This is a genomic window from Streptomyces sp. NPDC014733, from assembly GCF_043083385.1.
Classification (GTDB): domain Bacteria; phylum Actinomycetota; class Actinomycetes; order Streptomycetales; family Streptomycetaceae; genus Streptomyces.
The window spans coordinates 284,520-304,924 of record NZ_JBIBYO010000006.1 but is presented as its reverse complement, the minus strand read 5'-3'; the positions used below and the strand labels follow the sequence as shown (position 1 = coordinate 304,924).

General features: G+C 74.2%; 15 protein-coding genes and 4 tRNA genes. 8 read left to right on the top strand and 11 right to left on the bottom strand.

Features of this window, described 5'->3' with window-relative positions:
• The first annotated feature begins 2 nt into the window (after positions 1-2).
• On the top strand, positions 3-848 hold the full coding sequence (locus tag ACF1BH_RS17330; RefSeq protein WP_391643312.1) for a YceI family protein: 846 nt from the start codon (positions 3-5) through the stop codon (positions 846-848).
• Between the two features lie 196 nt (positions 849-1,044).
• Here ACF1BH_RS17330 and ACF1BH_RS17325 read toward each other — a convergent pair whose 3' ends face one another.
• The 3 genes from ACF1BH_RS17325 to ACF1BH_RS17315 form a co-directional block, all read right to left on the bottom strand.
• Positions 1,045-1,815, bottom strand: coding sequence for a TetR/AcrR family transcriptional regulator (locus ACF1BH_RS17325; protein ID WP_391643311.1), 771 nt, complete (start codon positions 1,813-1,815; stop codon positions 1,045-1,047).
• 58 nt (positions 1,816-1,873) lie between these two features.
• On the bottom strand, positions 1,874-3,451 hold the full coding sequence (locus ACF1BH_RS17320) for an MFS transporter (protein ID WP_391643310.1): 1,578 nt from the start codon (positions 3,449-3,451) through the stop codon (positions 1,874-1,876).
• A 791-nt stretch (positions 3,452-4,242) separates the two neighbouring features.
• Complete coding sequence (locus ACF1BH_RS17315; protein ID WP_391643309.1) at positions 4,243-5,061, bottom strand: response regulator transcription factor; 819 nt, start codon at positions 5,059-5,061, stop codon at positions 4,243-4,245.
• A gap of 671 nt (positions 5,062-5,732) precedes the next feature.
• Between ACF1BH_RS17315 and ACF1BH_RS17310 the strand changes: the two genes are divergently transcribed.
• On the top strand, positions 5,733-6,308 hold the full coding sequence (locus ACF1BH_RS17310; protein ID WP_391643308.1) for an NADPH-dependent FMN reductase: 576 nt from the start codon (positions 5,733-5,735) through the stop codon (positions 6,306-6,308).
• Between the two features lie 242 nt (positions 6,309-6,550).
• Here the strand turns inward: ACF1BH_RS17310 and ACF1BH_RS17305 are convergent, their stop codons facing one another.
• Positions 6,551-7,504 (bottom strand): DUF2797 domain-containing protein, encoded by a 954-nt coding sequence (locus tag ACF1BH_RS17305; protein ID WP_391643307.1) that lies wholly within the window; start codon positions 7,502-7,504, stop codon positions 6,551-6,553.
• A gap of 84 nt (positions 7,505-7,588) precedes the next feature.
• Positions 7,589-8,731 carry a GlxA family transcriptional regulator gene (locus ACF1BH_RS17300; RefSeq protein ID WP_391643374.1) on the bottom strand — a complete coding sequence of 381 codons (1,143 nt, stop codon included), beginning with the start codon at positions 8,729-8,731 and terminating at the stop codon, positions 7,589-7,591.
• 419 nt (positions 8,732-9,150) lie between these two features.
• Between ACF1BH_RS17300 and ACF1BH_RS17295 the strand changes: the two genes are divergently transcribed.
• On the top strand, positions 9,151-9,945 hold the full coding sequence (locus ACF1BH_RS17295; protein WP_391643373.1) for an NAD(P)H-dependent oxidoreductase: 795 nt from the start codon (positions 9,151-9,153) through the stop codon (positions 9,943-9,945).
• A gap of 74 nt (positions 9,946-10,019) precedes the next feature.
• On the opposite strand, the gene ACF1BH_RS17290 is transcribed toward ACF1BH_RS17295, so the two are convergent.
• Positions 10,020-10,093 (bottom strand) — tRNA-Met (locus ACF1BH_RS17290).
• Positions 10,094-10,298: 205 nt separating this feature from the next.
• Here ACF1BH_RS17290 and ACF1BH_RS17285 point away from each other — a divergent pair.
• Together ACF1BH_RS17285 and ACF1BH_RS17280 are read left to right on the top strand one after the other, a co-directional pair.
• Positions 10,299-10,712 carry a hypothetical protein gene (locus ACF1BH_RS17285; RefSeq protein WP_391643306.1) on the top strand — a complete coding sequence of 138 codons (414 nt, stop codon included), beginning with the start codon at positions 10,299-10,301 and terminating at the stop codon, positions 10,710-10,712.
• A 156-nt stretch (positions 10,713-10,868) separates the two neighbouring features.
• The gene (locus ACF1BH_RS17280) at positions 10,869-11,219 is read left to right on the top strand and encodes a hypothetical protein (RefSeq protein WP_391643305.1); all 351 of its coding nucleotides are present in this window, start codon (positions 10,869-10,871) and stop codon (positions 11,217-11,219) included.
• Between the two features lie 315 nt (positions 11,220-11,534).
• Here ACF1BH_RS17280 and ACF1BH_RS17275 read toward each other — a convergent pair.
• From ACF1BH_RS17275 to ACF1BH_RS17265, 3 genes are all read right to left on the bottom strand, one after another.
• Positions 11,535-11,607 (bottom strand) — tRNA-Arg (locus ACF1BH_RS17275).
• 340 nt (positions 11,608-11,947) lie between these two features.
• Positions 11,948-12,020 (bottom strand) — tRNA-Arg (locus ACF1BH_RS17270).
• 333 nt (positions 12,021-12,353) lie between these two features.
• Positions 12,354-12,444, bottom strand: a tRNA-Ser gene (locus ACF1BH_RS17265).
• Positions 12,445-12,679: 235 nt separating this feature from the next.
• Between ACF1BH_RS17265 and ACF1BH_RS17260 the strand changes: the two genes are divergently transcribed.
• A complete protein-coding gene (locus tag ACF1BH_RS17260; protein WP_391643304.1) occupies positions 12,680-13,324 on the top strand; it encodes an SSI family serine proteinase inhibitor in 645 nt (214 codons plus the stop codon).
• Between the two features lie 204 nt (positions 13,325-13,528).
• Positions 13,529-17,398, top strand: a complete 3,870-nt coding sequence (locus ACF1BH_RS17255) for a PAS domain-containing protein (protein WP_391643303.1) — start codon at positions 13,529-13,531, stop codon at positions 17,396-17,398.
• Positions 17,399-17,462: 64 nt separating this feature from the next.
• Here the strand turns inward: ACF1BH_RS17255 and ACF1BH_RS17250 are convergent, their stop codons facing one another.
• Both ACF1BH_RS17250 and ACF1BH_RS17245 read right to left on the bottom strand, forming a co-directional pair.
• On the bottom strand, positions 17,463-19,109 hold the full coding sequence (locus ACF1BH_RS17250; RefSeq protein WP_391643302.1) for a long-chain fatty acid--CoA ligase: 1,647 nt from the start codon (positions 19,107-19,109) through the stop codon (positions 17,463-17,465).
• Between the two features lie 183 nt (positions 19,110-19,292).
• On the bottom strand, positions 19,293-20,027 hold the full coding sequence (locus ACF1BH_RS17245) for a S1 family peptidase (protein ID WP_391643301.1): 735 nt from the start codon (positions 20,025-20,027) through the stop codon (positions 19,293-19,295).
• 153 nt (positions 20,028-20,180) lie between these two features.
• Between ACF1BH_RS17245 and ACF1BH_RS17240 the strand changes: the two genes are divergently transcribed.
• Positions 20,181-20,375 (top strand): DUF1737 domain-containing protein, encoded by a 195-nt coding sequence (locus ACF1BH_RS17240; protein ID WP_391643300.1) that lies wholly within the window; start codon positions 20,181-20,183, stop codon positions 20,373-20,375.
• Positions 20,376-20,405: the final 30 nt, after the last annotated feature.

Sequence of the window (20,405 nt, the reverse complement as noted above, 5' to 3'; positions counted from 1 at the left end):
GAATGACTTCGACGGGCGCGGGACCTGCGGGCGTACGGGCACAGGTCCGCACACGGGACGGCTGGGCGGTTCAGCACGCCGTGCTGACCGTCACCGACATGACGGGTGCGCAGATGCTGCGCGCCACGGCCGACGAGGACGGGGCCATCCGCGACACCGAGCCGCTGCGGCCCGGTCCGTACACGGTGATCGTGACGGCCGTCGGCTACGCGCCGGTCGCCTCCAGCGCGATCGTGACGGCGAGCGGCCGGATGGACGTGGGCACCGTCGTGCTGGCGCGGCAGGGCGGCGCGGAGCTGCCGCCGCCCGGCACCTGGACGATCGACCCGATGCACTCGACGGTCGCGGCGACCGCGCAGCACCTGGGCATCACCAGCGTGCACGGCCGGTTCACCGAGTTCAGCGGGCGCATCGAGATCGCCGAGGACCTGGAGAAGTCCGCGGTCGAGGCGGTCATAGCGGCGTCCTCGATCGACACCGGCAACGGTATGCGCGACGGTCATCTGCGGTCCGACGACTTCCTGAACGTCACGGAGTTCCCGGAGATCACCTACCGCAGCACCGGCCTGGAGCCGGCCGGACCGGACCGCTGGACGGTCCACGGTGACCTGTCGCTGCACGGCGTGGTCCGCCCCGTCGACCTGAGCCTGAGCTACCTCGGCACCGGCCCCGACCCGTGGGGCGGCGTGCGGGCGGCGTTCAGCGCCACCGCGGAGCTGCGGCGCGAGGACTTCAAGATGAACTACAACCAGGTCGTCGCCGCCGGTATCGCGGCGATCGGCACCACCCTGCGGGTCCAGCTCGACATCCAGGCGGTGCAGGGCGACTCGCTGCCGATGGCGGGCTGAGCAGGGCCGCCACGCGGCGACAGGACGAGCGGCACGGCGGCGGGACGGACGGCGTACGGGACCGGGCCGGGCGCGGGCACCTTGGGGGGTGCGCGTGCCCGGCCCGGTCCCGTTCCGCGGGTGAGCCCTTACGGGAGCGACGGCGCGTCCTCCGCGGGGCATCCCCTACGGGGCCGGCCCCGGGCCGGTCCGTGGGTCAGCCGCCCGCGCCCCGGTCCCGCATCGCCTCGATGCCCGCGATCTGGAGGTCGAGGGCGAGGGTGAACTCCCGGTCGAGCATCTCGACGATGCCCTGGCCCTGGCGGGCGTACCCGGCGCGGGCGGACAGCTCGCGGGTCTCCGCGTACTCGGGGCGGTCCGCCATCGCGGCGGCGACCTGCGCGAAGTAGTCGTCGAGGGAGACCCCGGCGGCCCGGCAGCGGGCCTCGTGCAGCGCCCGGATCGTCGCGAAGCCGTAGACGAAGTGGAAGACCGTGGCGAGGGCGCCGGAGGCCCGCTCGGGGCCCAGACCGCTGCGGCCCATCACCCGCAGCGTGGCGTGGGAGAACGCCATGGAGCGGGGGCCGATGTTGAGGTACTCGCCGAGCAGCCGGGCCACCCACGGGTGGCGCAGCAGCATGTCGCGGTAGGCGGTGGCGAGCGCCCGCAGCTGCTCGCGCCAGTCCGCGCCGCCGTCCTCGTCCGGCAGTTTCATCTCCCCGGCGACCGCGTCCACGGCCAGCTCCAGCAGATCGTCCTTGGTGTCGACGTACCAGTAGACGGACATCGCGGTGACGCCCAGCTCGGCGGCGAGGCGGCGCATCGAGAACTTCGCCAGGCCGTCGGCGTCCAGCAGCCGGACGGTCGCCCCGACGATCTTGTCGAGGTCCAGCCCGTCCGGCTGGTCCGCCTTCCGCTTGAGCGGCGGGCGCCCGGCCAGCCAGACGCTCTTCGGCCGCTTCCCACCGCCCCCTGCTGCCGCTGCCATGACGCCTCTCCCCTCGCGCTTCGCCTCCCGCCGAGCGGGACGTGCTCCGCTTTCGATGCTATTCCGCCGCGGCGACCGCCCCTTCCGCCGCCGGGCCGGACGGCTCCCCGGACACCCGCTCCGCCCGCCGCAGCAGCACCGCGGCGAGCAGCCCCCCGAGGAACACCGCGACGGCGCCCGTCAGTTGACCGGTGCGGATACCGGCGGCGAACGCGTCGTGCACGACGGTGCGTTCCGCCTCCGCACCGGTCCGCGCCAGCGCCGCGGCCAGCGAACCGGCCCCGGCGGCGACCGCCGGCAGCAGCGCCTGGAAGCGCGCGGTGAGCACCGCGCCGAGCACCGCGACGCCCAGCCCCTGGCCGAACTCCATCAACGTGCCGTTGACGCCGGCGCCGACGCCCGCCTTGGCCGGCGGGATGGCCGACATGACCGCGTTGGCCATGGCCGGCATGGCGAGCGCGACCCCGGCGCCCATCACGATCAGCCCGGTGAGCATCCCGCCGTAGCCGGAACCGCCGAGCGTGGCGATGAGGACGAGGCCCGCGGCCAGCAGCGACATCCCGGAGACGATCATCCCGGGGGTGCCGAGGCGGGGCAGCAACCGGGCGCCGAGCCCGGTGAAGTTGATCAGTACGACGGTGACGGCGAGCGGCGCCATCCGCAGGCCCGCCTCCAACGGTCCGTAGCCGAGGACGAGTTGGAGGTGCTGGGTGAGGAGGAACATCGAGCCGCCCATGCCGAAGGCGACGAGGATGCCGCCGGAGACGGCACCGATGAACCGGCGGTTGCGGAAGAAGTGCATGTCCAGCATCGGATGCGGGGTGTGCAGCTCCCACAGCGCGAAGAGCGCCAGACCGGCGCCCCCGACGGCGGCGGAGACCAGCACCTTGCCGGAGAGCCAGCCGTCGACCGGCCCGGAGATGATCGCGAAGACCACCCCGACCATGCCGATCATCGACAGCACCGCACCGAGCGGATCGGGCTGCTCGGCGCCCGGGCTCTTCGACTCCGGCACGAGGGCGACCACCGCGCAGAGTGCCAGGACCGCGACCGGCAGGTTGACCAGGAAGAGTGAGCCCCACCAGAAGTGGTCGAGCAGCACCCCGCCGATGAGCGGACCGGCGGCGAACCCGAGAGAGCTGACGGAGCTCCAGATGCCGATGGCCTTGGGCCGCTCCGCGTCGTCGAAGATCTGCATGACGACGGCGAGCGTGGTGGTGACCAGCAGTGCGCCGCCGACCCCCATCCCGGCGCGGGCGGCGATCAGCATCCCCGGCGAGGTCGCCAGCGTCGCGCCGAGCGAGGCGAGCCCGAACAGCGCCAACCCGATGGCCAGCATCTTCTTGCGCCCGTAGCGGTCCGCGGAGTTCCCCGCGGTGAGCAGCAGCCCGGACTGGACGAGCGAGTACGCGTTGATCATCCACTGCACGTCGGCGGTGCTGGCCCCCAGATCCACGGTGAGGGAGGGGATCGCGACGCTCAGCACGGTGTTGTCGAGGATGACGGTCAACTGCGCGAGACAGATGACCCCGAGGATCAGCCACCGCGCGCCGGAACGGCCGGGGAGTGCGGGTGGCACGGAGGACGGGGCGGACGACGGCGAGGGCGCGGCGTCGTCATGGGCGGAAGGAGGCATGTGCGGCTCCGGGCGGATGGTGAGCGGAACGGGACGTGCCGCCGGGGCCCGTGGTGATGCGGAGGCGCGGTCCGGGCCGGCGCCCGGGGTCCGGAGGGGTCCGAACTGCCCGGCGCCGGTGGAGCGGTGCGGTCGCCCGGCACGGACCTGCCCGCGCCGGACGCCGAGGTGGGGCGTGGGGCCCGCGGCGGCGTCGTAGAGCGTACGAGGGTGACCTGTACGGTGTACAACACATTTTTGCGAGCCGATACGAAAACCCTCGGACGGTTTCACGTGAAACCGTCCGAGGGTGACCGCTTCACGCGAAACGGGATACCTACGGGGCGAGTTCGAGGACGCGGGCCGCCTTGAGGGGCTTGGGCGGGGTGCCTTGACGGGCTGGGCGCGCCGCCTTGAGCAGCCTGGGCGCGCCATCTTGAGCAGCCTGGGCGGGCCCGCCCTGAGCGGCCTGTGGGCCGGTGCGCAGGCCGCTCGGCGCTTCGGGTCGGAGCGTTACGGCTGAGAACACCGCCGCGAGGACGCGCCTCGCCCCCGGCCTCGGCAGCGGCCTCGGCACCGGCACCGGCACCGGCACCGGCACCGGCACCGGCACCGGCACCGGCAGGGTCACGGGTATCGGCAAGAGCAGGGCCACGGGCATCGGCGCTTCGACGTTCCTGCGCCGTGCCGCCGTCCCCGGCTCCCTCTGCCGCTCCCTCTCACCCGCCCCGACGCCACCGCCCGTATCCGTACCTGTATCCGTGTCCGTACGCGCGCCGGTGTCCGCGGCCGTGGCCGTGGCCGTGGCCGCGTCAGCCTGCCGGCTTGATCAGATATCCCGCGCCGCGCCGGGTGTGGATCATCGGCTCCCGTCCGGCGTCGATCTTCCGTCGCAGATACGAGATGTACAGCTCGACGACGTTGGCCTGCCCCCCGAAGTCGTAGCTCCAGACCCGGTCCAGGATCTGCGTCTTGCTCAGCACCCGCCGCGGGTTCCGCATCAGGTAGCGCAGCAGCTCGAACTCGGTGGCGGTCAGCCGGATGTCGTCACCGCCCCGCGTCACCTCATGGCTGTCCTCGTCCAGCGTCAGATCGCCGACCGTCAGCACCGAGGCGCTCTTCGCCGCCGCGGCCCCCGCCCGGCGCAACAGCCCCCGCAACCGGGCCACCACCTCTTCCAGGCTGAACGGCTTGGTGACGTAGTCGTCGCCACCCGCCGTCAACCCGGCGATCCGGTCCTCGACGGAGTCCTTGGCCGTCAGGAACAGCACGGGAACATCCGGCAGTTCACGCCGCAGCCGGGACAGCACCGTCAGCCCGTCCATGTCCGGCAGCATCACATCGAGCAGTACCGCGTCCGGCCGCCAACTCCGGGCACACCGCAGCGCCCCGGCACCATCGCCCTCGGCCCTGATGTCCCAGCCCTCGTAGCGGAGCGCCAGCGACAGCAGATCGGCGAGCGAGGACTCGTCGTCCACCACCAGCACCCGTACCGGACCCCCGTCGGCCCGCCGCACCCCCAGCTGCCCACCGGGCGCACGGGCCTCCCCGCCGCCCCCCACGGCGGACCGGTACGGCCGGGCACCCGAAGGCCCCGCGGAAACAGCCGACGGCGATGAAGTCACGGTCATGCTCCGAACGTGCCCCTCCCCCGTGAGAGCCCCCTTTCCCCTTTCTGTGAATCCCCTGAGAATCCCCGGCCGCTCGGCCGCTCGGCCGCTCGGCCGCTCGGCCGCTCGGCCTCCTTTGCTTGCCTGCCCTTGCCGTTGGGCCGGCAACAAGCCCCCCCCCCGAGACCCGCTACCGCGCCCCCGCCCTCACTCCTGCCTACCGTCGCTCCGCTTCCCCCTCCACCAACGATCTCCGTAGCCCGCCCCATCCCTCGCGGCGCCCGCCGGCCCTCCCGGCTCAGGTCCGTCACAACCTGCGCGCCGCTCCCCGCCCGTCTCCCCGCTTGAGCCTCGTCCTCTCTCCGCCCCCCTTCGTCGACTCCCCCGTCACCGACACCCCGGGCACGACCGAGCTGGACCGCCCCCCCGCACGGCCCACCCCGATCACTGCATCCCACCTTCTCACCCACCACTGACAATCGCCCTGACCTGCAACAACGCCCCATGCCCCACGATCTGACGCTCCATCCGCGTCTGGCAGCCTCCCCCCACCGGCCACCCGCGGATGTCGCCTGACCCTCGGCCCGCCCCAGGAACCGGCAGCCGGCCCCGGCACCACAACCGCGGCATCAGGCCCTCCGGCCACCCGCCCTCCCCGCGCGCCGGCCCAGCCCTCGTCGTACGGTCACCCCATGAGACTCGTCGCCCTGTCCGGCAGCCTGCGTGCCCGCTCCTCGAACGGTGCCGTGCTGCGCTCCGCGCTGGCTTTCTTCGACGGACCGGCCACCACCGCGGACATCGCCGCCCTGCCCCACTTCAACCCCGACCTGGACGGCGAGGACGCGACGCCGCCCGAGCCCGTCGCCGCCCTCCGCGCCGCCGTCGCCGCCGCGGACGCGCTGCTCATCGTCAGCCCCGAGTACGCGCACGGCGTCCCGGGCGCCCTCAAGAACGCGCTCGACTGGTTGGTCAGCAGCGGCGAATGCGTCGACAAGCCGGTGGCCGTGATCACCGCGTCGCCGTTCCCCACCGGCGGCGACCACGCCAACGCGCAACTTCGGGAAGTGCTCCGCATGATGACGGGACAGGTCGTCACGGACGCCTGCCGCGAAATCCCCGCCATCGGGCCGAAGATCGACCCTGCCACCGAACGCGTCACCGACGAGGCAACCCTGAACGACCTGCGCACCGCCCTCCACGCCCTCACGGCAGCGGCAACAGCATCGATGTCAGCGGCGGCGACAGCGGCCACGACGGCAACCACCTGACCGCCCACTTCGCGCACGGCCCCCGCCATCGTCTCCGGCTCCCTCGCTGGGCTCCGGCTCCGGGCTCCCCGGAGAGCAGCCCCCGGGAGCCCGGAGCCACCGCCTGCCCCGACGACGCTCCCGCACGCACTCCCCCGCGCTCCGGCGCCCGCCCCCGGCCTCCGGCACAGGCCCCGACCTCTCCCCCCGGGAAGAGCCTCCGAAGCCGCACAGCCCCCTCCTCAGAACGCCCTCGGAAATCCTCAGAACAGCCCCTCCTGCTCGCCCTCCCCCTCCGTCCCGCCCCGACGCGCCCCTCTCCCGTACGGGGCCTTCCGTACGGGAACCGTCGTCACCCCGCCCCGCGCAGGCCCCAGCACCCACCCGGACAGCAGCCGGGCATCGAGCACCGCCACCACCTCACCGGCCCCCGCCGTCCGCGTCCGCACATACACATCCGCCCCGGCCCCCGCCAGGACCTCCCCCACGACCTCGGCGCCCGCGGTCAGCGCCCCCAGTTCGGCGGCGTCCGCCGGGATGCGGTCCAGCCGGAACAGCTCGCTGTGATCGCCGAACGCGAAGTCCACCGGCTCCAGCGTCTCCGGCCACCCGGGCAACCCACGGGCCCGCGCATGGAGTTCGGCCAACTCCGCGGACCGTTCCGCCACCGCCGGCAACACCCCCCGCGCCGCCCGCTTGGCCTCCTTGGCGAACCGGTCCGGCACCGCGAGCGCGCTCCCCAGCACCGCCTCCGCCCGCCGCGCCGCCATCAGCGGCCCACGCCCCAGCCACGCATAGGCCACCGCCCCCTGCTCCACCAGCCGCGCCGCACCCCGCTCGGCCGCCGTGATCCCGACCTTGACCAGACCGGGACCGAAATACGCGAGGTAGACGCCGTACGGACGCGGATCATCGGCCATGGTGTCCGCCGCGACCGACCGCGAACGGTCCAGCCGGGCGCACTCCTCGCACTGATCCCGGGCAGCCGTCCCCGTGATCACCGCCTCATACGGGCAGACGATCCACCGCCCGCCGCGCCGCACCCCCAGGCACCGCCGCTCCCCCACCACGGAGAACGCCAGCCGTTTGCCCGCGGGCAGCGCGCTGACGCGCTCCGCGCCACGCTCGGCGGAATACCAGCCGAGCCCCTGCCGAAACCCCCGCTCCTCTCCTGCTTCCCCCTCCGACGACCACCGCGGACCCGTACATCGCCACACCCCGCAAGCGTACGGCCACCCACTGACATCGCCCCGGCCCGCCGGTCCGCCACCGGCCCCCGCACCACCCCGGGGCGGGCGCCCTCACACCCCCCGGAACGTCCGCCGGTACTCCCTGGGCGACACCCCCAACACCGCCTGCACATGCGCCCGCAGCGACGCCGCCGTGCCGAATCCGGCCTGCGCAGCGATCCGTTCCACCGTCAGGTCCGTCTCCTCCAGCAGCTCACGGGCGCGCTCGACCCGTTGGCGGGTCAGCCAGTGGTGCGGCGAGACGCCCATCTCCTCCCGGAACCGCCGGGTGAACGTGCGGACGCTCATCGCCTCGCACTCCGCCAGCTCGCGCAGCGTCACGGGCCGGTCGAGGTGCTCCAGCGCCCAGGTACGGGCCGCCACCGTCGACGAGACCCGCGGCGCCGGTACGGGCCGCCGGATGTACTGGGCCTGGCCGCCCTCCCGGTACGGCGGGACGACCGTCCGCCGCGCCACATCGCCCGCGACCGCCGCCCCGTGATCGCATCTGACCATGTGCAGACAGAGGTCGATCCCCGACGCGACGCCGGCGGCGGTCAGCACCCCGCGGTCGTCCGTGTAGAGCACATCGGGCTCCAGCGCCACGTCGGGGAAGAGCCGCCGGAAGTCGTCCACCGACTTCCAGTGCGTCGTCGCGCGCCGCCCGTCCAGCAGGCCCGCCGCCGCCAGAATGAAGGAACCCGTACAGATCGACGCCACCCGCGTCCCCGGCCGCATCCGCCGCAACGCCCGCGCCATCGCCGCCCGCTCCGCCTCCGCCGGCCGCCCGGCCGCCTCCTTGGGCGCACCGGCCTCCGGGCCCGTCCCCGGGGCGCCCTCCGTCACCTCGGCACGCTCCCCACCTGTACCGACGGCCACCGCAGCCGCCGAGGACGGCCCCGGCGCACCCGCTCCCCCTACGGCGCACTTCCCGGGACCGCGCGCCGCCCCCGGGCCGTCCGCGCCGCTCTCGCCCGGCGCCCCTCCACGGCCCCCGCCACCGTCCGCGTAGTCCGCCGCGGACGCCGGGACGACCACGGTGTCCGCCTCCTCCAGCGCCTCCGGGCCATGGGCGACGTTCACGGTGAAGTCCGCGTCCGTCCGTACCTCCCCGGGCACCGGCGCGCAGGTCACGACCGTGTAGAGCGGCTCCCCCGCCTCCGACCGCGCCTCCCCGAAGATCCGGTGGACGATGCCGACCTCGATGGGCAGCATCCCGTCCCGCACCAACACCGCCACCCGGTGCCGCACCCCACCCCCTGCGAAGGCCCGCACCCCACCCGTCTCCCTCACCACAACCGTCGCCTCTCCGCCGTACGCGCCGCCCAGGGGCCGCGTCCTCGCACCGAGCCCGGAACGCCTGCCGCAACCCCCAACGCCGCACCCCCGCGCCGCCATCCCGTCGCGCTCCCCCCTGGCCGGAGCCCGTACGCCCCCCGGCGCACACCACCCACCGCAAGCCCCCCTCCACGCCGCCCCGCCCCTGGCCCGATCCTCACGCATCACGACCATCAGGCCACTCGTCCCGCCGGGCGACCGCCCCCGACAGTTGCCCCATGGCCACAAACCTCACCACCGGCTCCACCAGCCCCACCGACGCGGCAGCCGCACCGCAGCCCCCGAAGACCCGCCCCCTGAAGGTCCTCTGGGTCTCCGCCCACCCCGACGCCCGCTCCCTGAACGCCTCCCTCCAGGCGGACGGGCTGCGCGCCCTCGACGCGTACGGCCATGAGCACCGCGTCTCCGACCTGCGCGCCATGAAGTGGAACCCGGTCGTCGACGCGGCCGACTACGCCCACGATCCGGCCGACCGCCTCCACGTCGGAACGGCCTCCGAACGCGCCTACCGCAACGGGACGTTGAGCCCCGACATCCGCGCCGAACAGGAGAAAATCGACTGGGCGGACACCCTGATCGTGCAGTTCCCGCTCTGGTGGTACGGGATGCCGGCGCAGCTCAAGGGCTGGTTCGACCGGGTCTTCGTCAAGGGCTTCGCCTTCGGCTTCGACGACCCGGCCACCGGCCGCCCCCTCCGCTACGGCGACGGCCCGCTGACCGGCAAACGCGCCATGGTCGTCGTCACCGCGGGAGCCCGCGCCGCCACCCTCGGGCCACGCGGCGTCAGCGGAGACCTCAACGACCTGCTCTTCCCCCTCCAGCACAACACCTTCTGGTACACCGGCATGGCCGTCCTCCCGCCGCTCCTCATCCCCGGCGCGGACCGCCTCACCCCGGACACGTACGCCACCGCCGCCGACCGGCTCCGCGAGCGGCTCCGCACCCTCGCCACCACGCCGCCGCTCGCCTTCCGGCGCCAGAACTCCGACGACTACGACGACGACCTGCTTCTCCGCACCCACCTGGCAGCACCACGCCACCTCGGCCCCGCGGCCCACTACACGACCCCACCGGCACCGCCCGCCCCATGAGCCGCCGCGGGCGCATAACGCGCACGAAAAAGCCGTAGGCCCGGTGGACGGATCCACCGGGCCTACGGCGTCAGTAGCGGGGACAGGATTTGAACCTGCGACCTCTGGGTTATGAGCCCAGCGAGCTACCGAGCTGCTCCACCCCGCGTCGGTGAACAGAACAGTACGCGAACTCCGCACCAATGCCTAATCCTTTCCTCACCCGCCCCCGACCACCTCGTCCGCCTCCCCGCCCCCAGGGCCACGAGCCCGCGTCCCCCGGCCCCGCGCACCCCGCCCCAGGCGCCACCGAAGCGCCCACCCGGGGACCTGCAGAGCCGCCCGCCCAACGCCCCACCACCCACAGGAGCCCCGTGCCCCCGCACCGCCACACCGCCCCCGTCCCCCACTACGTCCGCTTCCAGGGCGCCACCCGTAACAGCCACGGCTACTTCCCCGGCGTCTTCGCCCTGGTCAACAGCCTCGCCCGCGAGGGCCTCCTCACCCCGGACCAGGAACGCTTCCGCCGCACCGCCAACGACTGGTACGACACCCACTTCACCAACCCCGCCGACGTCGACCCCACCGTCTACGACCGCACCCGCCACCCCGGCGCCGCCGCCTGGTTCAAGTCCACGTCCCCGCACCTGATCACCCGCGTCGACGGCTACCTCGCCATCCTCCGCACCCACCGCATCCCCTGCCACCGCCTCCACTCCCACTCCCCCGGCCACGTCGTCTACGAGGACCCGGACCAGATCGTGGTGGTGCCCCGGCAGCCGTCCTGAGCGAGCCGGGCAGCCCACGCGCCGGGGCCGCTCGCCCGCCCCGGCCCCGGCCGCCCCGCCACCGGGCCCGCCGCCGGACCTCTGAGTACGAGCCCCCGCCCCGCATGAGTACGCCCCACGATGCGCAGCACACCCGTACGCACCAAGGTGACCGCCATGACCACGCCCACCCCTGGCCCCACCCCCACCCCGCCCGCGACGCCCGACCCCTTCGCACCGTCCCCCACCGCGGTGCGCGTCTTCGCCGGGATCGGCCTGCTGCTCCTCGGCGTCGCCTACGTGGCGTTCGCCGTCGTCGTGCTCCGGCAGGCGTACACCGGGGACGGCGCGGCCGGTCCGCTGACGGGGGCGGCCCAGTGGTCCCTGGCCCTCTCCGCCGTCACGGGGCTGTCGGCGCTCTGCCTCCCCAGCGCCGCGATGAGCGATACCGCGCGACGCCGCACCGTCGCCGCGCAATACGCCCTGGCCTTTGCCGGGCCCGTATTGGCGGCGATCGACTTCTCCTGAAGGCCGATACGGGCCCTTACGCATCCGCCGCCCGCTCGCGCCGGGAACTCGTGCCGGGAAATCGACGGATTCCCTTCCCTCTGAGGAACGGGACGCCGATGGAGTGGCCGCCGACAACGGCTCCGTCCGCTCCGATCCGGCCGAGGCCACCGCCAAGGTCACGGAGCGGAAGCGCGCTGCAAGAGGAAGGAATGCCGACCCTGCTAGGGCAGGCACAGCGCCGGCCGCCGGCGGGCGCCCTCGTCAGGCGCCGGTGCCCGGCGGCCCGAACGCCGAAGGCCCCGTCGATCTCTCGACGGGGCCTTCGGCCTGCTGTGCGCTCGGCAGGATTCGAACCTGCAACCTTCTGATCCGTAGTCAGATGCTCTATCCGTTAAGCTACGAGCGCTCGACTTCCCGGCGATCTTCCTGCCGGTCGGCGTGCGGGGACAACATTACATGACCCGCGCCGCAACGCTCTTCCCGCACCTCTCGGAGCTGCGGGAAAGACTCCCCGAAGATCCCCGAAAATCCCCCGGAGCTTCCCGAGGATCTCCCGGAGACCCCTCGGAGCCCCCGAAGCCCCCGAAGTGAAAAGCTGCGCCCGCTCGACCGGCCCGGCGCCGGCCGCCGCGCGGCCTTTGCTCTCCGCTGTCGGACGACGACACCACGACCGGCATCCCGGAGGGCGCGATCCACACAAACGCCGGAGGCCCCGTCGATCTCTCGACGGGGCCTCCGGCTTGCTGTGCGCTCGGCAGGATTCGAACCTGCAACCTTCTGATCCGTAGTCAGATGCTCTATCCGTTAAGCTACGAGCGCTCGGCTTTCCGGCAGCTTTTCTTGCCGGTCGGCGTTGCGGGGACAACATTACATGAACCGCGCCGGGACACGAAATCCATTGCCCGTACCGCCTCTGAGCTGCGGAAACACCTGTGGGCGGTGCCGTGCGGCGGACGGCCCGGCACCGCTCCCGCGAGGGCGGGGAAGATCGGCGCCGGGAAAACGCCACCGCGGCGCGCTGCCCTGATCCACGGCGACGCGGCGAGGTCCGATTCCCGGCTTTCCCGTCTCCCCCGATTCTCCCGTTTCTGCCGTACGCAAAAACGCCTCCGGGCCCTTTCCCGCTGAAGGAAAGGGCCCGGAGGTCGGAAGCGGAGGCGGAGGGATTTGAACCCTCGATGGGGGGTAAGCCCCAAACCGCATTAGCAGTGCGGCGCCATAGACCGGACTAGGCGACGCCTCCCCACGCACCGGCGCGTGAGCGCCGCGGCGTGACCAGATGATGGCACAGCTCAGGGTGCTGTCACCAATCGCCCCCTACGGTACCCGGCGGGTGAGCCGTCGGGCAAAGACGTTCCTGCAGCGAAACGTCGGGGCGGGAGGCGCGTTAGTGGGGGTGGGGCCGGGTGCGGCGTGGCCGCGGGTGCCCCGGCGGGTGCGTGCCGCGCGCCCGCTCCGCTCTCATGTCTGGAGCCGCGATGCCGTATCTCGGGAAGCCCCTGCTCACCGTCGTCGCCCCGGTGGTGGCCGCCGCGGCCGCGCTGGCGCTGGCCGCGCCCGCCGCCTCGGGCGCGCCGATCCCGCTGCCGCTGCCCGGGGAGCGCGCCGCGGCGCCGAACCCCACCGGTCCGGCCGGCGTCCTCGACCGTACGGGGCTGCGGCCGCCCACCGGGCACCGTCACCTCCGGGGCGTCTCCGGCCTGGCGGGGCCCGTCACGCGGACGGAGGACGGGAACACCGAGGGCACGGACGACACGGACGGCACGGAGCGCGGCGCGGGGCGGTTGCGGCCGGCGGATCATCTGACCGTGACGGTGACGCGGTCCGGGGCGGCGGGGGTCGACGGGCGGTACGAGCTGTTCTGCCACCCGGAGGGCGGGAACCACTTCGACCCGGCGGGGGCGTGCAAGCGGCTGGACGGGATGACGCGGTGGGGGCAGGACACCTTCGCGGCCGTTCCGCAGGCGGCGAAGTGCACGATGATGTACGGCGGTCCGGTCACCGCGCATGTCTCCGGTTACTGGGCCGGGCGGCCGGTGGACGCCGAGTTCCGGCGGACCAACGGCTGTGAGATCGCCCGCTGGGACCGGTTCGAGCCGCTGCTCCCGACGACCGGTTCATGACGCGATGCCCGAGCCCTTTCGTGGCGGAGTGGGCGGTCAGGTCAGGACGCGGGGCACATGTCGGGCGTGCGGCGAGTCGCGCACGGCCCTGACATCACCTCCCCCTCATCCGCCTCGGCGTCCACGGGAACTGCCCGTAGACTCCTGTCCAGCGGCCCGCCCAGCCGGGCCGGCACTGTGCGGTAACAGGGAGGAAGCGTCGTCGTGAGCAGCAGGCCATCCCGAGGCGCTGCTCGCCTCGCAGCCATACTGGATGCCCTTCCTGACGCCTTGTTGCTCGTCAACTGCAACGGCACGGTCGTCAACGCCAACACCATCGCCCTGGAGACGTTCGAGGCGCCCGGTACCGCCCTGGTGGGGCGCGGACTGCTCGACCTCCTGCCGTCGTTCGACTCCAAGCGGATCCCCGGCTCGATGCGGCGGCACGACGCCGAGACCGAGGGCGGGCGGACGAAGCCGACGCGGATGGTGGCGCGCCGTACCGACGGCACCGAGCTGCTCGTCGAGGTGACCAGCGCCAACCTGGAGGACGGCCGTACCCCGTACGAGTCGGCCTTCGAGGCGGCGTACGCGGATCACCGCAACGGCTACACCGGCAACGAACTGCTGATGCTGGTGGTGCGGGATCTGACGGGGACACTGGACACCGAGACGGAGCTGGCGCGCCAGCAGCGGCAGACCGAGATGATCCTGCGGGCCGCGGCCGAGGGTGTCGTGGGGGTGGACGCGGACGGCAAGGTCGTGCTCGTCAACCCGTCGGCGGCGCAGATCCTCGGCTACCGGGCGAGTGAGCTGGGCGGCAAGGAGCTGCATCCGCTGATGCATCACTCCCGGGCGGACGGTTCGCCGTTGCCGTGGGAGGAGACGCCGCTGGCGGACACCCTGCGGTCCGGGCGGAAGCACCGGGTGCGCGGGCAGGCGCTGTGGGCGAAGGACGGCAAGTCGGTCTCCGTCGATCTGACGACGGCTCCGGTGCGCGACGGCGATCAGCTGGTCGGCGCGGTGATGACGTTCACCGACCGGCGGCCGTACGACGCGCTGGCGGCGCGCCACACGCAGCTGCTCGCGGTGCTGGAGCAGGCGCTGCGCGGGCCGTTGGAGGAGCTGACCGGGGAGCTGCGGACGCTGGCGTCCGACCCGGCGGGGCAGCTGTGGCCGGAGGCCAACCAGATCCTGCACCACCTCGCGGCCGGGCACGCGCGGATGACGACGCTGGTCGACAACGTGCTCAGCTATCAGCGGCTGGACGCCGGGGCGGAGAAGCTGCGGCGCAAGAAGGTGAAGCTGGACGGCGTCGTGGCGGCCGGTGTGGAGGGCGCGATCGATCTGATCGGTCCCGGCCGGGCGCAGTTCGCGGTGCATGCGCCGCCGATCGAGGCGACGGTCGACGCGGAGCGGGTGGCGCAGGCGCTGTCGCATCTGATCGCGGATGTGGCGGGCGTCGACTCGACCGGCCGGATGCCGGCCGCGGAGACGGCGGGTCGGGGCGCGGGCGCCCGCGGCCCGGTGGCGCAGGATTCGACGATCGTGGTGGCCGCGGCGCGGCGCGGCGATGTCGTCCGTATCGAGGTCCGTGGTCCGTACGCCGGGGGCGATCCGGTGCACGCGCCGATCGCGCGGGGCATCGTGCGGCAGCACGGCGGGTTGATGCAGACCCACAAGGTGCCGGGCGGCCAGGGCGCGGGTGGCAGTGCGTGGGTGCTGGAGCTGCCGGTGTCGGCGGACGGCACGGTGCCCGCGGGCGGCAGCCGGGCGCCGGAGGCGCAGCGCGACGGGACGACGGTGATGCCGGTCCCGGCGCAGCGGGCGCGCGGTACGGAGCAGGCCGGTTCGGACGGTGCCGGGCGCGCGCTCGGTGACGGCGGGACGGCGGACGGCACGTCCGGTGGGCCCGGGGCCGGGCGGCCGGGCGGCGGTGCGGAGGCGAGTGACGGTTCCGGGCGGCGGCGGGCGCCGCAGCCGGACGGTGCGCCGGGTGCGCTGCCGGCGCTGCCCGGTGGGGCCGGTACGGGCGCGGCGCAGCTGACGCCGGTCGGGCATCCGGGGCAGCCGCAGCAGGCGCCGGATGCCCGGTCGGCGGGTAGCGCGCAGCAGGGTTCCGGGCGGCGGGCGCGCCGGGCGCTGGCGGAGGCGCCGGAGCGCGCCGGTCAGCAACAGGCGGCGGGCGGCGGGCGGTCGCCGTTCGCGCTGCCGCCGGCGGCGGCCGACCGGGCGCCGGGCTCCGCGACCGCCGGCCGGGCTCCGGGGTCGGCGCTGCCGGCGCTGCCCGCGGTGGCCGGGCAGCCGCCCGCGCAGGCCGAGGGGACCGGGCGGCGCCGGGCGCGGCGTCCGGTGGCGAACGGTCCGGCGCAGCCCGCGGAGGCCCCGGCGGGCCCGCCCGGTCTTGAGCCGGCGGTCAACGCCGGGGTTCCGCAGGGTGAGTGGCAGGACGAGCCGACCGGCCGTCGGCGGGCCCGGCGGGCCGCGGCGGAGGAGCGGGCGGCGGCCGCGATGGCCGATTCCGAGACGTCCGGGATGTTCGTGGCGGGCCCCGAGGGGCTGGTGGCGCAGTCCGGCGAGGAGGCCGAAGGCGCCGCGGCGCCGGGCGCCCCGCAGCCGGGCGCCCCGGAGCAGCAGGGGCAGCAGCCGGTACGCCCGGGTGGCAAGCACGGGCAGCACGGCCGTCCCGAGGAGTCCGGGCCGCAGCAGCCCCGCCCGGAGGTGCCGCAGCAGCGCCCGGTCCACGGCGGGCCCGTACCGCCGCAGGGCGCGGGGCAGCCGGTGCCGCCGCGCGCTCCGGGGCAGCCGGTGCCGCCGCAGGGTGCGCCCGTGCCGCCCAGTGAGCCGACGCGGGCGGCGCACGGCAGCGCGCCCGGGGCCGTGCCGGCCGACGGGGAGGCGCCCGCGCCGACCGGACGGCGGCGGGGGCGGCCCAGTCCTGCCGAGGCGGAGGCGGAGCAGCGGCCGGAGGAGGACGGCGCTCCCGGGCCGGGGCAGTCGCACGGCCGGGCGTTCAGCGTCCGCACGCTCGGGCAGGGCGTGCCGTTCGCGCAGCAGCTGGCCGATCCGCAGGCTCAGGGTCCGGCCGCCGGGGGCACGCCGCCCGGCGGCACCCCGGCCGCCGGTTCCGGTCGTCGCCGTAAGCTCGCCGCACCGCAGGAGGGTGCGCGCGCGGAGGCGGGCGCCGGGCGCCGGCAGGCCGCGCCGTCCGGGCAGGGCGCGCCGCAGCCGCATCTGCTGGACGCGAGCGAGGGCCGGGCGTTCGCGGTCTCCGCGCCGGACGAGGGCAGTGAGGGGCCGGAGCCGCTGGACGGGCCGAACGGCGCCGTGGAGGTGCTCGGTCCGCAGCAGCCGCCGATGGACGACGAGTTGCCGCCGGAGCCGCTGGACAATCCGCGGCGGCTGCTGGTCTGGCCGGCGCCGGACGTCTCCACGCAGCAGGCGCTCAGCGACCGCGGCTACCGCCCGGTGATCGTCAACTCCCGCGAGGAGGTCGACGCGCAGATCGCGGCGTACCCGGCCGCGCTCTTCGTCGATCCGCTGACCGGGCCGATCACCCGTACCGCGCTCCAGTCGCTGCGTCAGGCGGCGGGCGCGGCGGAGGTTCCGGTGCTGGTCACGGCCGGTCTGGGGCAGGCGACGCGGGAGGCGGCGTACGGCGCGGACCCGGCGGTGCTGCTGAAGGCGCTGGCGCCGCGGGACAGTGAGCAGCATCCGCCGCGGGTGCTGCTGATCGAGCAGAACGACGCCGTCGCCGGGGCGCTCACCGCCTCGCTGGAGCGGCGCGGGATGCAGGTGGCGCGGGCCGCTGCGGACAGCGACGCGGTCACGGTGGCGCATCAGGTGCGGCCGAATCTGGTGGTGATGGACCTGATGCAGGTGCGTCGCCGGCGCGCCGGGATCGTCGACTGGCTGCGGTCGAACGGGCTGCTCGACCACACCCCGCTGGTCGTCTACACCTCCGTCGACCTTGACCCGGCGCAGCTGCCGAGCCTCGCCAACGGTGAGACGGTGCTCTTCCTCGCCGAGCGCTCGACCACCGCCGAGGTGCAGGCCCGGATCGTCGACCTGCTGGCGAAGATCGGGACGAACTAGCCGGTACGCGCCGGAGCCCCCGCGGGCAGGACCCTGCGGGGGCTCCGGCGCGTCGGCGTCCGCGTCACCCCAGGTGGGTGACGTCCAGCTCGCCGTCGGCGTACTGACGGCGCAGCAGCTTCTTGTCGAACTTGCCGACGCTGGTCTTCGGGACGGAGGCGATCCGCGCCCAGCGCTCGGGCAGCTGCCAGCGGGCGATGCGCTCGGCGAGGAACGTCTTCAGCTCGTCGTGGCCGGTGGTGGCGCCGTCGGTGAGGACGACGGCGGCGAGCGGGCGCTCGCCCCACTTGTCGTCCGGTACGGCGATCACCGCGGCTTCCGCGACGTCCGGGTGGGCCATGAGGTGGTTCTCCAGCTCCAGGGAGGAGATCCACTCGCCGCCGGACTTGATGACGTCCTTGGCGCGGTCGGTGAGGGTGAGGAAGCCGTCCGGGGTGATGGTGCCGACGTCGCCGGTGCGCAGCCAGCCGTCGGGGCTGAACTTGTCGTCGGGGCGCTGCGGGGCGCCGTCCGCGCCGCCGTAGTAGGCGCCGGCGATCCACGGGCCGCGGACCTCCAGCTCGCCGGCGGACGTGCCGTCCCAGGGCAGCCGGGCGCCGTCCGGGCCGATCAGCCGTGCCTCGACGGAGGCGGGGAAGCGGCCCTGGGTGGTGCGGTAGCGCCACTCCTCGTCGCCGGTGACGCCGGCGGGCGGGTGGGCGACGGTGCCGAGCGGGGAGGTCTCGGTCATGCCCCAGGCGTGGACGACGCGGATGCCGTGCCGCTCCTCGAAGCCGCGCATCAGGGCGGGCGGGCAGGCGGAGCCGCCGATGATGACGGTCCGCAGACAGGCCACGTCCCGCCCGTGGGCGTCGAGTTCGGCGAGGAGGCCCTGCCAGATGGTGGGGACGGCGGCGCCGATGGTGGGCCGCAGCTTCTCGATCATCTCGGCGAGCGGCGCGGGCTGGAGGAAGCGGTCCGGCATCAGCAGCGACGCCCCGGCCATGAAGGCGGCGTGCGGCATGCCCCAGGCGCTGACGTGGAACATCGGGACGACGGGAAGCGCCAGGTCGCCGGAGCCGAGCGCGAAGGCTTCGGTGGTGTTGACCTGGAGGCAGTGCAGGTAGAGCGAGCGGTGGCTGTAGAGGACGCCCTTGGGGTCGCCGGTGGTGCCGGAGGTGTAGCAGAGGATGGCGGCCTCGCGCTCGTCCAGCTCGGGCCAGTCGTAGTGCTCCGGCTGCCCGGCGAGCAGTTCCTCGTAGTCGTGGACGGTGGGGCGGACGCCGTCCAGGACGCCGCGGTCGCCGGGGCCGGTGACGACGAGGTGTTCCAGGAGCGGCAGGTGGGGCAGGAGCGGTACAAGGAGCGGCAGCAGGCTGCCGTTGACGAGGAGGACGCGGTCCTCGGCGTGGTGTGCGATCCAGGTCAACTGCTCCGGGGCGAGCCGGAGGTTGAGGGTGTGCAGCACCGCGCCCATGGACGGGACGGCGAGGTACGCCTCCAGGTGCTCGGCGTTGTTCCAAAGAAGCGTCGCGACCCGGTCCTCCCGCTGGACGCCGAGGCCCCGCAGCGCGTGCGCGAGCCGCGCGGCCCGCGCCCCGACCTCGGCGAAGCTCCGCCGGTGCGGCTCACCGCCCGTCCAGGTGATGACCTGCGACGATCCGTGGACGGTCGAACCGTGCTCCAGGATCCGCGAGACCGTGAGCGGTACGTCCTGCATCGTGCTGAACACCGGGTGCCTCCGCGTGGTACGGGCGCTGCTGCGGGCGCTTGTTACGGGCGAGTAGTGACGCTCGCTGCGATTCTCGGTGCGTACCAGGCGGTATGTCACGCCCTCGGGGGTGTTCTTCGGGGCACATGGCCTGATGAGGCGGGGCGGGATGGCCTGACGGCCCGGGGTCGCACCGCTCCCCCGCTATGTCCCGATGACCGACCGGATCCACGTCAGCTGCCCGGCGATCTCGCCCGCCCCGGCGATCCGCTCCCGGTCGGAGGTGTCGAAGACGCCGAGGAGGGTCGCGGTGCCGTTCGGGGCGGTGCTCATCACCGGGCCGCCGGAGTCGCCGCCGGCGGGCACCCCGGTCACCTTCTCCATGCAGAAGTCGGAGCCGCCCGGCGCGCTGAACCCGTCACACCGGGGATCGTCCGGCCGGACGACGCGCAGGTCCGACTGTTTGAGCAGCGGGGACTGGCAGGTGTTCTCGTCCCCGGTGCAGGTCGCGCCCCACCCGTACTGGCGGACGAGTTGCCCCGGCACGACCGGCTTCGTCGCCGGCCGGGCCGTGGGGATCTTCATCTTCGGGACCCTGACCAGCATCATGTCCGCCGCCGCGGCGCCCTTCCGGGCGCCCGGCACCGGGTGGACGGTGGTGCCCTTGCGCATGTCGAGGTCGCCGACCCGGAACGTGATCCGCCGGTCGGCGATCGGCTGCGCCTGCTCGTAGAAGCAGTGCGAGGCGCTGAGGATCCACTCCGGGGCGACCGCGGTCCCCGTGCACTCCGGCTTCCCGTCGACGAGCATCCGCACCGCCCACGGCCCGTACGTGCTCTGCGTCCCGCCGATGACGGCGGCGGCCGGTGTGGCCGCCAGCACCGTCCCGGTCACCGGCAACACGGCGGTCAGCAACAGCGCGCGTAGGCGACGCACCATCCGGATCAGCTCCTCCCGTCGGGGAAATGGGCCGTACGGAGGGGGAGAGGGCACGGCGGGCCGGGGCGTTCCCGTAGCGGCTTCGCAAGCGGTGGATTCGGGACACGTCGGCCCACCGGACCGCGGCCGGACCCATCTGGAATCCTTCCCCTCATGAGCGCACCCCCGGACGGACTGCCCGTCTACCGCGTCCTGACCGGCCCCGACGACGCCACGTTCTGCCGCCGCGTGAGCGAGGCGCTCGCCCTCGGCTACGCACTCCACGAAGGCCCCGCGGTCACCTTCAACGGCGAGCGCGTCATCGTCGCCCAGGCGCTGGTCTGGCCGGCGCAGACCCCGGTGCGGTGACCGGGGAACGTCCTACGGGCTGTAGCGGCT